The organism is Shimazuella soli, from assembly GCF_022511585.1.
GTDB classification, from domain to species: domain Bacteria; phylum Bacillota; class Bacilli; order Thermoactinomycetales; family Thermoactinomycetaceae; genus Shimazuella; species Shimazuella soli.
On the sequence record NZ_JAKWBN010000001.1, the window covers coordinates 197,658 to 210,383 of the forward strand.

13 protein-coding genes and 1 pseudogene are annotated in these 12,726 nt (G+C 39.7%); 6 read left to right on the forward strand and 8 right to left on the reverse strand.

Annotated elements, in window-relative coordinates; genetic code table 11:
• Positions 1-5 precede the first annotated feature (5 nt).
• Positions 6-455: an NUDIX hydrolase gene (locus MK805_RS01080; RefSeq protein ID WP_240873339.1), complete on the forward strand. Its 450-nt coding sequence runs from the start codon at positions 6-8 to the stop codon at positions 453-455.
• Between the two features lie 331 nt (positions 456-786).
• Here the strand turns inward: MK805_RS01080 and MK805_RS01085 are convergent.
• Both MK805_RS01085 and MK805_RS01090 read right to left on the reverse strand, forming a co-directional pair.
• Positions 787-1,511 (reverse strand): annotated as a pseudogene (locus tag MK805_RS01085) (cation:dicarboxylate symporter family transporter).
• Positions 1,512-1,545: 34 nt separating this feature from the next.
• Entirely contained in the window at positions 1,546-2,043 is a 498-nt protein-coding gene (locus MK805_RS01090; RefSeq protein ID WP_275092317.1) for a GAF domain-containing protein, read from the reverse strand.
• A 128-nt stretch (positions 2,044-2,171) separates the two neighbouring features.
• On the opposite strand from MK805_RS01090, the gene MK805_RS01095 reads away from it, so the two are divergent.
• Together MK805_RS01095 and MK805_RS01100 are read left to right on the forward strand one after the other, a co-directional pair.
• Positions 2,172-3,287, forward strand: a complete 1,116-nt coding sequence (locus MK805_RS01095; RefSeq protein WP_240873340.1) for an aminopeptidase — start codon at positions 2,172-2,174, stop codon at positions 3,285-3,287.
• Positions 3,288-4,046: 759 nt separating this feature from the next.
• The gene (locus MK805_RS01100) at positions 4,047-5,177 is read left to right on the forward strand and encodes a slipin family protein (RefSeq protein ID WP_240873341.1); all 1,131 of its coding nucleotides are present in this window, start codon (positions 4,047-4,049) and stop codon (positions 5,175-5,177) included.
• Between the two features lie 189 nt (positions 5,178-5,366).
• On the opposite strand, the gene MK805_RS01105 is transcribed toward MK805_RS01100, so the two are convergent.
• The gene (locus MK805_RS01105) at positions 5,367-6,488 is read right to left on the reverse strand and encodes a DUF475 domain-containing protein (protein ID WP_240873342.1); all 1,122 of its coding nucleotides are present in this window, start codon (positions 6,486-6,488) and stop codon (positions 5,367-5,369) included.
• Between the two features lie 444 nt (positions 6,489-6,932).
• Here MK805_RS01105 and MK805_RS01110 point away from each other — a divergent pair, with 444 nt between their 5' ends.
• Positions 6,933-7,196, forward strand: coding sequence for a CD3324 family protein (locus MK805_RS01110; protein WP_240873343.1), 264 nt, complete (start codon positions 6,933-6,935; stop codon positions 7,194-7,196).
• 92 nt (positions 7,197-7,288) lie between these two features.
• On the opposite strand, the gene MK805_RS01115 is transcribed toward MK805_RS01110, so the two are convergent.
• Entirely contained in the window at positions 7,289-7,903 is a 615-nt protein-coding gene (locus MK805_RS01115; protein ID WP_240873344.1) for a VC0807 family protein, read from the reverse strand.
• Between the two features lie 191 nt (positions 7,904-8,094).
• Between MK805_RS01115 and MK805_RS01120 the strand changes: the two genes are divergently transcribed.
• Complete coding sequence (locus MK805_RS01120) at positions 8,095-8,919, forward strand: alpha/beta fold hydrolase (RefSeq protein WP_240873345.1); 825 nt, start codon at positions 8,095-8,097, stop codon at positions 8,917-8,919.
• A gap of 82 nt (positions 8,920-9,001) precedes the next feature.
• Here MK805_RS01120 and MK805_RS01125 read toward each other — a convergent pair whose 3' ends face one another.
• Positions 9,002-9,322 (reverse strand): hypothetical protein, encoded by a 321-nt coding sequence (locus MK805_RS01125; protein ID WP_240873346.1) that lies wholly within the window; start codon positions 9,320-9,322, stop codon positions 9,002-9,004.
• Between the two features lie 6 nt (positions 9,323-9,328).
• Positions 9,329-9,601 (reverse strand): hypothetical protein, encoded by a 273-nt coding sequence (locus MK805_RS01130; RefSeq protein WP_240873347.1) that lies wholly within the window; start codon positions 9,599-9,601, stop codon positions 9,329-9,331.
• 397 nt (positions 9,602-9,998) lie between these two features.
• Here MK805_RS01130 and MK805_RS01135 point away from each other — a divergent pair, with 397 nt between their 5' ends.
• On the forward strand, positions 9,999-11,336 hold the full coding sequence (locus MK805_RS01135) for a tetratricopeptide repeat protein (protein WP_240873348.1): 1,338 nt from the start codon (positions 9,999-10,001) through the stop codon (positions 11,334-11,336).
• A 119-nt stretch (positions 11,337-11,455) separates the two neighbouring features.
• On the opposite strand, the gene MK805_RS01140 is transcribed toward MK805_RS01135, so the two are convergent.
• Together MK805_RS01140 and MK805_RS01145 are read right to left on the reverse strand one after the other, a co-directional pair.
• The gene (locus tag MK805_RS01140) at positions 11,456-12,169 is read right to left on the reverse strand and encodes a hypothetical protein (protein WP_240873349.1); all 714 of its coding nucleotides are present in this window, start codon (positions 12,167-12,169) and stop codon (positions 11,456-11,458) included.
• 11 nt (positions 12,170-12,180) lie between these two features.
• Positions 12,181-12,720, reverse strand: coding sequence for a hypothetical protein (locus MK805_RS01145; RefSeq protein WP_240873350.1), 540 nt, complete (start codon positions 12,718-12,720; stop codon positions 12,181-12,183).
• Positions 12,721-12,726: the final 6 nt, after the last annotated feature.

The window sequence follows — 12,726 nt, forward strand, 5'->3', positions numbered from 1 at the left end:
AAAAAGTGAAGAAGCCAGTTAAGATTGCACCAAAGGCGATTATTTTCAATCAAGATAAGGTGCTGATCCTTACGCGTTCTAAAAAAGAACGAAAAGATCGGCATTCGCACGGTTGGGATTTTCCTGGAGGCGGCTTAGAACCAGGAGAACAAATTATGGATGCGCTTGCAAGAGAAGTGAAAGAAGAGACCGGACTTTCCATAAAAGTAATTTCTCCAGCATATATTTATGATGAGATCATGGATGAAAAGCATTTGGTTATCATGAAGTTTGCTTGTTGTAATCCGATCGGAGAAATCGAATTGAGCCCAGAGCATGACGAGTATCGCTGGGTAGAGATGAAAAAATTAGCAGATGAACCTTTTCCAGAGTGGATGAAAGAAGAAATGAGAAGAGCTTATCGCATGTATTTGGCTTATCGTGCGTCAGAGCATAATATATTAGTAGAACGATAAAAAGCATGGCGTCTGCCATGCTTTTCTATTATGAAGGGATGATAGCAGGCGGGTGATCCGGTCAATTTGATCGAACCACCCAAGTCCTAGTCTCGACTAGTACGATCGCTTTCCGAAGCGAAAGTGGGAGCCTTCCTCACAGTCCGAACATGTCATTCCACGTTCAAGGACCGCGTTCTGGCAAGTACACCCGTTTTTGGGGCACTCACATCGGGGGCCATCGTATTCCTTTGCAACATCAGCGTCAGGCTTCACGTATCCTACCTAATCGAGCCCATTACTTATGCCTTTATTATAGATAACTATTTACAAAAATAATAATTGTAATTTTTTACACTGCGTTTTTCAGAGATTGAAGGTATTTTTCCCCTTTTTCTGAGTCATACTGCTTTTCCCATTTGGAAATAACAACAGTAGCAAGGGAATTTCCAACTACATTTACTGCCGTACGTGCCATATCTAAAATCCGGTCAATACCTGCGATAAAGGCTAGTCCTTCCATAGGGATTTCAACGGAACCGAGTGTAGCCAGCAAGACGACGAATGATACTCCAGGTACACCAGCGATTCCAAGTCCTAACATAATAGAAAAAAAAGAAAATGATAGCGAGCATGTCGCCGTTTACAAGTGATTCTATGATATTCGTAGGTACGATGTTGACGAGTGTATCTACAAAACTATGGCTCTCTTGGGTTTTGGCTGTTGATACATATGATCCTATATCGCTTTTTTGTAAGTGTTGCATCTGAACACCATGACCTGGTTGGAAAACGTTTGCAACCAATAATTCAATTAAAATAGCTACCGTTGTAATAATTTCAAAGTAAAGAAGCGTTTTTCCGCCTAATTTCCCCGGATTTTTTAAAGCTTCCCGTTCCGGCTACCCCTAGAACTAGTGTAGAGACAACAATAGGGATAACGATCATTTTGATAAGATGAAGAAAAATATCACCAATTGGCTGCAAGTAAGTAGCTACCTTTGGGTTTCCAAAGAAGACAGCACCTACGATGATTCCTGACACCAAACCTATTAAAATTTGATAAGCTAAGCTAATTTTTTTCGTAAAGTTCTACTCTCTAGATCTAGACTTATAAAAGCGTTTTCCAATCGGTTGCTTCCAGCAAAACGGCAGCAAGCTGTTCGAGGTATGCTTTATCAACAGATTCAAATCGATTTAAAACAGGGCTATCAATATCTAGTACACCGATTACATTGTTTTCAACGACAAGCGGGATCACGATTTCGGAACGGGAATCTGCATCGCAAGCGATATGTCCGGGAAACTGGTGGACATCTGCTACGACCTGTGTTTGTTTCTCAGCGACCGCTGTTCCACAAACTCCTTTTCCAACATTGATGCGTACGCAAGCAGGTTTCCCCATAAATGGTCCCAATACCAACTCATTTTGTTTCATCAGATAAAACCCCACCCAATTTATCTCATGGAGCGTATTAGCTAAGAAGCTTGCAGTGTTGGACATATTCGCAAGCCAATCCCGCTCGTCTTCCAAAAGGGATTTTAACTGCCTGATCATAGATGTATATTGTTCTTCTTTGGTGCCAGTCGGTTGCTGAACGTGAAACATTTATGTATCCCCCTAATTTTTTATTTTCTTTACCCCGCAAAAACGCTTTTTCTGATAAAATGGATGGTATTGTATTACCTTACCTATTCTACCTGTGAATCTTAATTTCGAAAAGGGGTTTCTTAATTATGGTAAATGAGCGTGTGTCTACCTTAGCTCATATTTTGGTCAATCACTCCTGTAAAGTACAACCAGGAGAAAAGGTAATGATCGATTTATTCGGCCAAGATAAAGAACTAGCCATTGCATTGGTGCAAGAAGTATATAAAGCCAAAGGGCTTCCCTTTGTACAACTAACGGATCAACTTGTACACCGCAGTCTATTACTGGGTACAAATTCAGACCACTTGGATTTCTGGACTCAAATTGGATTGGAACAAATGCAAAAGATGGATTGCTATATCGGAATTCGTGGAAGCGAAAACATCAGTGAATACAGCGATGTTCCAGATGATTTGATGAGCCTATACAGCCGTACATACTCCCATGCTGTCCATACCGAAGAACGGGTGAAAAACACAAAATGGGTAGTACTCCGTTATCCTTCTGGTTCCATGGCGCAACTGGCCAACATGAGTACAGAAGGCTTTACGAAGTATTTCTTTGACGTCTGCAATGTGGATTATGTCAAAATGGAAAAGGCCATGCGCCCATTAGTAGCGAGAATGGAAAAAGCCGATCATGTACATATAAAAGGACCGGGAACAGACTTGCAGTTTTCCATCAAAGGGATTCCTGTCATCAGTTGCGCTGGAGAACACAATATTCCAGATGGAGAAGTCTTCACCGCTCCAGTGAAAAACTCCGTCAATGGAACAGTCCAATACAATGCACCAACCATCTACAATGGTTTCTTATTTGACAATGTTAAACTTGAATTTAAAGATGGCAAAATCATCCATGCCACTGCCAATAATACGGAGAAGATCAATCAAATCTTTGATACCGATGAAGGTGCCAGATACATTGGGGAGTTTAGCCTAGGAGTTAACCCGAATATCAACCACCCGATGCGCGATATCTTGTTTGATGAGAAGATCAATGGAAGCTTCCACTTTACACCAGGTCAAGCATACGAAGAAGCAGACAACACTAACCGCTCTGCGATCCACTGGGATTTGGTCTGTATTCAGCGTAAAGAATACGGCGGCGGAGAAATTTACTTTGATGGAGAGTTGATTCGTAAAGATGGATTGTTTGTAGTGGATGATTTGAAAGCACTCAATCCGGAGAATTTGAAGTAAAAGGTTATAGCCTTGTAGGCAGGAATGAAAAGGCGGTCGTTTCCCACAAATTAGCGGGAAGTGATCGCCTTGTTTTTTCTAGATGTATTCCATTTTAAATGCAAATACAGATACTTGCTTAATTTGCAAATCCGAATATATCTTCTTTTTGATAAAAAGTAGTAGGATCACTTGACATAGTTGATTTCGTTATCTTCTATTTCATTTTGGTTTTGATTTCTTTGTTAATTTCAAAATAGTTTCTATTCATCAGCTATTTTTTCATGTATACTGGAAAGGTTCTCTTTTCATATGCTTGAGATCTCGGAAAGGTCTAGCGGTGCCTTTTTTCTCTGATAAAAGGTATGCCTGAAAAGCAGAGCATTGGTCAACCGGACTGTCAGAGGTTCGATTCCTCTATCACCAATAAGGTGATTAGCTCAGTGGAAGAGCATTCGGCTTTGGTAAAGGGGTTCGAATCCCCAATGGTTTTGGGAACCATGATATTCAGTGAAACTCTTTATGTAACCTTTTCTTGAGAATCCTTGGCAACTGTTGATTGCTAGCAGTTGCACCAAGATAGAAGCTTTGCAGTGGACGGATACCGGGTAAGATTTGTTTACTCTTGCATGCGAGCATCATTTTTAGATTTTGTAGGGTTACCTATAAACGGTAGGAATGATCCGCATGTAACAGTAGATAGACGCTTGGCCTTAAGTTACACTCCGCTAATATTTTGGAAGGATTCCTAGAAAGGGTTCTAATTTTTGGGGTGGTTGTATGTTCAAGGTAATGATTCAAAATGACGAGAGAGGGCTTCTTTTTAAGGATGGAAACTATGAAAAGTGTTTACAGCCGGGGAAGTATTATCTGAATCCATTTGTAAAATACAGTGTTGTAAAAGCTGACGTCAATCAGCCTTTTGATCCAGCAGATAAAAATATAAATATTTTTTTGGAAGATACAGAGTTACGAAAAGAGCTTACGGTTCTAGATATTCAAGATTACGAGATAGCGATTCATTTTGAAGATGGAAAACTTGCAAATGTACTAATATCCGGAAAATACGCCTTTTGGAATGTACTAAAAAAACATGAATTTATCATCGTAGATAGACGAAATCCTGAGATTGATCCGAAGATCGATGTTTCTGTTTATAATCATCCAAAAGTAGCCCCGTATGCCACTTATCATGATGTGAGAAGCTATGAACAAGGTATTCTTTACTATGATAATGTGGTGCAAAAAGTCCTAGATCCAGGCAGTTATATCTTCTGGAAAAGCCCAGTTCAAGTGACTGTGCAGAATATGGATTTACGGCAGCAACAAATCGACATGACAGGGCAAGAGATCATGACCGAAGATAAAATTTCCATGAGACTCAACTTTGTCTGTCATTATAAGGTGACAGACCCGCTAAGGGTAGTACAGATTAAATCATTTGAGGAACAGGTTTATATTGTACTTCAGCTGATTTTAAGAGAATTGATAGGGGCAATGAAACTAGATGACTTGCTGCACAAGAAGCAAGAAGTTGGTAACTATGTATTGCAAAAACTAAAAGAAAAGAATAGTGATTTTGGTGTAGCATTCATTTATGCCGGCGTAAAAGATGTAATTCTGCCTGGAGATATAAAAGAAATTTTAAATACTGTACTCATCGCAGAGAAACGTGCACAAGCGAATGTAATCACAAGAAGAGAAGAGACTGCTTCAACGAGAAGTTTGCTCAATACAGCAAAACTAATGGAAGAGAATCAAACGCTTTACAGATTAAAGGAACTGGAATTTTTAGAGAAAATATGTGAAAAAATCGGCAATATCTCCCTGACGGCTGGAGGCAGTTTGCTTGAACAACTCAACACTTTATTGGCAAGAGGACAGAATGACGACAACGATAAGATGAAGTAGAAAGGATAGAATCCCATGCATGGATTCTATCTTTTTTCAACAGTGGAATAATTGCACACCAATGCAACTTAACAGTAGGAAACTCATTATGAAAGTAGATTTCTGAATTTACAGTAAAATGATAAAGCATTGCCCCCCACAGACCAAGCTGGAATGCGGGGGGCAAGATGGAGATATTCGGTTGTTGTACTACTGGTTGGTCTCAGCCTTGTCTCCGGCCGCCGCCAGTGCGCGGTTGCGCCGGACGGACGACCAGAAGGACCAGGCGATCAGCACGACGCCGACGAGGCCGGTGATGACCTCGTTGATCTCGTACTGGATGGTGACCATCAGGATGACGGCCAGCGCCCCGATTGCGTAGTGAGCGCCGTGTTCGAGGTAGACGTAGTCGTCGAGCGTGCCCTCACGAACCAGGTACACCGTCAGCGACCTGACGAACATGGCACCGATGCCGAGCCCGAGCACCATCAGCACGATATCGTTGGTGATGGCGAAGGCACCGATCACGCCGTCAAAGGAGAAGGACGCGTCGATAACCTCCAGATAGAGGAACATGTAGAGCGCAGCCTGGCCGGCGAGCTGGATCACGGACTTCTTCTTGCCGGTACGGGCGGCCTCTTCCTCCTCCTCGTGCTCCCGCTCCTCCTCAGCCTCCAGCTTGTCCTCGAAGTAGCCGGACAGACCGGCGACGATCATGTAGATGATCAGACCGGCGATGCCGGCGATCAGGACCGCATGCGACTTGTTAGCGTACCCGTTGTGCTGGTGGGCGTGGGTCGCGAAGGTGAAGGAGGTGATCAAGAGTACGATCAGAGCGATGCAGACCGACAGCATGTCTACCTTGCCGAGCTTGGCCAGAGGCTTCTCCAGCCAGTTGAGCCACTTGATGTCGCGATCTTCGAAGATGAAGTCGAGGAAGATCATCAAGAGGAACATCTCGCCGAACGCGCCGATCGCCGGGTGGGCGTCTGTCACGTACTGCTTGTACAGTTCCTTGTTGGTCAGCGCCAGATGAACCGCATCGATCGGGTTCATATCGGCGCTGATCGACACGATTACGACCGGGAAGACCAGCCGCATGCCGAACACCGCGATCAGCACGCCGACCGAGAGGAAGATCTTCTGCCAGAAGGCATTCATCTTCTTCAGGATTCCGGCGTTGATCACCGCGTTGTCGAACGACACGGAGATCTCCAGAATCGCGAGAATCGCCACGATCCCGAAAGCAGCCCAGCCTCCGTAAAAGGAGGCTGTGGTCAGACCGAACGCAGTGGCTACGATTGACCAACCGAATGTTCTGAGCAACAACATGAGTTGCTCCCATCTACTAGACGATGAGGGTAACTATCCCTCACGGACTAATTCTGATTATACTATGTTTGCCAAAGAATTTACATTTCTAAAAAAAGAATAATTCCGTTAATTGGAACGATTTTCTTATTGGATACCACCACTTTTGATCCGTTCCTTTTCAGACATTTTGATATAATGAACCTGTATTTCTTTTTTCGATTTTTTTACCAAAATTTCAATTCTGTCATTTAATTATCTTAATAAAATCTGGTTAGAGGAGGTGGTTCTAGTGATAGTAAGGTTTTATCACCTACAGCTAGATTCCGCAGCGTCTCATGCAAAGATTGTTATCGAGAGGGCGATACTTTGCATGAGGGGGAGATTCTCTAAATCGCCAAAGTAAACCTCTTCGATAATAGCTTTGCCCCTTATTCTGATCATAAAAATAAGGAGCTGGCGTATATGGCAAGCAGAAACGCTACTGCTGTTCTACCGGAGAGACTGCTGACAGAGATTCAAAAGTATGTACAGGGAGAGACATTGTATATTCCGAAAACAAAGTCATCCTATAAGAAATGGGGAACATGTACAGGTTCCCGAAAATTAATTGCTGAACGAAATCAACTGATCAAGCAATTGTTTCAAAAAGGAAAAACAATCGCTCAGTTATCAGATGAGCATTTTTTATCCATAGAGAGCATTAAAAAAATCGTTTATTCCCGTTGAATAAAAGAAGCACCGATTTTTACAAATCAGTGCTTCTTTTGTATGTCAAATTCATTTCCTAATTATTTTCAGCATTATCCAACTTTTAGGCTTCACATTCCATGTATCATTTTGCTTTGTTTCTTCATCTGATTTACGTATCGAACATTCCAAAAGATCATAATTCCCATAATACCATATTGCACGATTTGTGAGGCAATCAGAAAAGCTGGAATGGATATCGTGTAAACAAGAATAACTTGTATGATCGTTATCAAAATCATCCCAGATCCCCAAACAAAGGACATCAATCGAAATGATTTTCGAAAACCTTCGTTTTCTTCCCAACGTTTTGCAATCATATCTTTGTTTGGACTAAAACGCATTGCAAAATGGTAAATAATCGGCTTGGAAGAAATCAACGAAACTAAAAAGACACCTCCTAAGATGGCAGTAATATAAGACTCACGTAACAAGATAAATCGTTCATCACCACCGATTACAGCTGCAATGATTCCGAGTACCAATCCCAAAAAAATAAAGCCTGAAAACGCATCTACCTTTTTAATTGTTATCAGGCTATATACGGAGTCTAGCAATGGAACACAAGCTGCAATGATTAGTGCAGACACACTTGACATATGCGGTTCTAATAGCGTGTAAATGAGATACGGTAAAAAGATATTCACTAAGATCGTAATAAAAATTCCAACTTTTCCTTGTTTCACAAAAAAATCCTCCATATATAATATTATTTTTATTTAGTATAAAATGCATGAAAGGAAAAAGGAACAGAAAAAACAGTTCTGTGAACATTTCTTTTGTATGTCAAATTTAATTCCTAATTGTTCTCTGCATTTTTTATCACTTCCTCAAAAGGTACTCTTAAAAAGAAGATAAAAATGACTGGGGTAGAAAAATGAAGAAAATAGAAAAAGGCATATTGGCGGTTCCAGGATCTACACTCTACTATGAGAAACGAGGATCAGGACCGCTGCTCCTTCTTATCCATGGCGGAAATGGAGATGCAGATTCTTTTCCGATTGCAGATGATCTTTCCGACCGATATACAGTTGTCACTTATGATCGCAGAGGACATCGCCGAAGTAAGCTTGCTGATGAAAATGAAGTTTACCAAATCAGAACACATAGCGAAGACGCAAGTCTTTTATTGGCTTATCTAACAGACGAACCTGCATACGTATTGGGATGCAGCTCTGGAGCGGCGATCGCCTTAGATTTAGCTGCTCACCATGCCGATCAAATGAAAGTTCTTATTGCATTTGAGCCACCATTACCAACACTGCTATCTGGATCGGAACGGATACAAGCAGCAAAAACCTTATATGATTTAAACAAAGATTTTCAAACAGATGGCATTTCAGCGATGGCAGAGTTTGCGGATAAAATGGGTATAAAAGCTGTCCATAAGCCTGAACGACCTATAAATATCACAGAACAAAAATTAAAAGATATTCATTATTTTATCTCGCATGAAGTCCCTGCCTTGAAAGATTTTGTGTTAGATATTTCCAAACTGAAATCTGCATTGACTCACTCCTCCATGAAAATCATCGCTGCTGCTGGGGAGGAATCCAAAGGTTATTTCCCATATCGATATACAGAAGCATTAGCAGAACAGCTCGAATTGCGGATAACGGAGTTTCCTGGTAATCATGTGGGATTGGTAGTATACCCTCAGGAATTTGCAGAGAAATTAGATCTAATCATTCGTAATAGTTGAGATTTGGCAGATAAAGCCCTCCTAAGAAGGAGGGTCCTTAAATAGCAATGTAATTAAGCTGCTGTGTTATTTATTGCAGGTTTCAATTTCCCACAGCAAAAATATCATAGCTCTTACCATGTATATAAGTTGCATTACCCATATCCACTACCTGAGCATCGAGTAACACGATTTCGATTTGTTCTCCGTTTTCCCCCGTGATAAGCAGCTTACTTACTTTTCTGGCAGCGAGTGAAGGTTTTTTATAAGGTTTTTCATCCAACAAATAATCCATCCGAAGTTCATTTTCCCCGATGGACGTCAGAAATCGATTATAAAATCGCCACTCTGGCATCGATCTTAAAGATTCATCAAACGCTTTCACCTTTTCCTGACAACCTTCTATTTGTAATTGTAAAGCCATTTTTCTTCATCCTTTTTCGATAGAATTACAGATTTGATCCAATCGCCTAATTTCCATACGAATCAGTGCATGCAGCCATTGTTCGTTGTCATGTCTTCCACCCGGAAACAAAAACTTTGCAATATATCCTTTTCCGGCTTGATACAGCTCATCAACCACTTGTAACTTATGGTGATGCATCTGATCAGCGGAGTACTGGTATTTATCTGCTATCTCTTGCAGGGAGTTTGTTACTTCCAGCGGAATAGTTCTATTTTCGATGAGCCAATCAAGAGTCAATTTGTTGTATGAAGTGGGCGTTCATCAGTCATTTGTTTGGATACCTGCCTTTTTATGGTTTTCATAATAATGAACAAAAGAGACTAAATATACAGTAAACGAGATAGAGAGATCTCCTATTTGCGAGAAAGTTTCCTGCTTACCCTCTCTGATTTGCTTGACTAAATTATATCCAAATGCATAAATTTCCATCAATAACCAATTTTTCAACCAATTTAATCACTAGGATTGAATATTGGTGGGCATGGAAACAAAAAACGATTCAAAAAACCTTATATCTAAAATCCTTTTCAATATTTTTCATCTATCTAATGAAAAATGAATATTTGCTATTCGGCTACAAACCTATCATAATATTGGATAAATTTATGAAATAAGATCAGGACGTGGGAAACGAATGAACTTTCAAAACGATTTACCTCTTCTTGCATACATGGCTAGAAAAATCAGATTGGATCAAGGGCTGACGTTGGAGAATTTAAAGGATGAAAATATTTCCGTTGGTACGATCTCGAATATTGAAAATATGGAGGGAAATCCTTCGGAGAGTAAGGTCTATTATTTGTTTGAAAAGCTTGGATACGATCGGGAGGGAGTGGAGGAGTTAAAACGGAGGGAATTGTTAGAGATAGAGACATTACGGCGGAAGTTGGAATGTGTGGAGAGTATGTTAGATCAGGATTTGCCCCAAGCAAAGGAGCTTCTCAGTAGGTATCGAGTTAAGGAGTACCATGCTTTATTTCCCTATTCTCATTACTTACAGGCATTATATTCCTTTATGCGTCAAGATATAGAAAGAGCCCAAAAACTTTGGAACAGGACATTGGATCTATGTAATAAACAGATACTATCAGTCAAGCAACATCTGGTAGCAAAATGTTATAACGATTTAAGCGCATGTTGCTATCAGCAAAATGAATTGCATAAAGCGATTTATTATGTAGAAAAAGGATTAAAACAGTTTCAAGAGGAAGAACAACATGAAATCAAGTACGCTTTAATCTGTAATTATATTTTTTACTTGAACCAATCCGGACGTATTAAAGAAGCATATGAACGAATAAAACAAATCTGGTCTTCCATTCATCATATCCAAAGCATGCGCGTAAAACTACATCTGTATAAATCTCACTGCATTCTATTGAAGAAAAGTAATAAACTGGATGAAGCAGAACAATGTTGTAAGGATAGCATTGAAATTACGCAACGAAATTTATCACAAAAGAGTCTATTGCTCGACTTTTTAAACATTCTAGGAAGTATCTATTTAAAAAAGCAAAACTATGAACTAGCATTAGAACATTTTGATCTTGTTTTAGTTTTAGATGCAGAACGAAAATCTCCACGACGAAATGCAGATTCCTATACCTATTTAACGAGTTTGTACACTACTCAAAATAAATGGACTAAAGCACAGGAGTGTATGGAACAGGCTCTTTTAATTGGTAGGGAGATTCAAGATGATGTTCGATTGGCAAAGATCTTAATTGTTTCGGGGATATGTATGAAAAAACAAGAACTCTACGAAAAGGCGATTTCCTATTTTAAAGAAGCAATTGCACTTTGTGACAAGCATCGATATCTAAAACAGAAGTGTACTGCTGTGTATGAATTGACTGGGTGTTTTGATAAAATCGATAATAGAAGTGAATTTTCTCAATGGGCAGAGGAGTTTTACTTTCTGCAAAGGAAATTGGGATGGAAGCAAGAGGAGGATTTTTATGACATACATTAATCATTACAAAAATTTTATGGGTGATGATGATGAAACTGTAAGATAATAAAATGGATTTAAAAGACACCACTTCTTCACGGAATGGTGTCTTTTAAATCTAGAGAAACTTTTAGAGATGTTTAGTGTTTTTTAACCGGCATAAAGATATGATTAGAAACAATTTGCAATGGGTTGGTCTGATAATTAGTCAATATAATCGTAGAAAAACATCGACCATCCGTTTCACGGTTAAAAAGTCGAATATTTCGTATTTGACTAAGAAAATGAGCAGTACCATAACTTCCCATCGCATGAATACCGGCTATTAGTATAAAAGTATCTTCTCTTTCTCTATGAAAACGAAGTCTGCCTAAGTATGCTATATCTTTTTGTTCTGGCTGCTCTTTATCCATCGGAGATATTAATTCATTCTGACTTGATAGATCAACAAATTTCCATTGCCCACTCCCATCTTCACGAAATTGATAATAGGGGTCTATTTCAAGAAGTTTTTTTATTGCTGGGGACGTCTTTGGTCCACATATTACAATATCTCCAATAGTAAAATTCATATCAGTATCATTAGGTAGATAGGATAGGCTAGGTATTGCTCCGTGTTCTCGAACAAACTCAGCTAAAGTATTTGCTGCTAAAAAATCTTCAGAGGCGATAACAGGCAGTTCTCTGCCAAGATTACGAGAAGGGAAGAAAATGTTTACTTTTTGAGATCCAAAAAATTTTTCCACACTTTTCTTTCTCCCCATTTTAGAAATCGTACGAATCAACCAACCTCCAATAATAGCTATATTAATCGTTAAAGAAATTACTAATTCAATGTTATCTAAAATTGGCATGTGAAACTCCTTTATGTATTTTGGATCATGAGCATGGATGCATCGTCATGTTTGTGAAACCGCGGGTACTTTTGCCCATTTGGATCAGCATATTCAATCGCTCTGATGCGTTCTATTACCTGTATCGCAGGAGTTTCGGCTAAATAACGAAGCAGATTTTCCCACGAAGAAATTACTTCAAATGTGTCCACTAAACGACTTAGTCCATCTGTCATTAAAGCGATTGTCCAGTTTTTTTGGGAGGGAAGCGGTTTTTCTCCAATCAGCGCATGTTCTGCTGCATCTGGATCAAGGGAGACGATAAAGTAACCATCTTTATGATTTCGCAATTGATTTTGTAATGCGAGTAATGTTTGTTTTTGTTGCTTTATTTCAGGGGACATATAGCCATGTCCTTCTTTTAATAGCGAACTAATGGAGGAGCGAATAGGAGATCCGATTTGTTGTAAACGCCGATCACAGATATGGTCTAACGTAGAGTTGGTGTAAATACATAAAGAACTGTCACCCAGAACAAAATATTCTAATTTTTGTTCGGATAATCGAATCATAGCAAG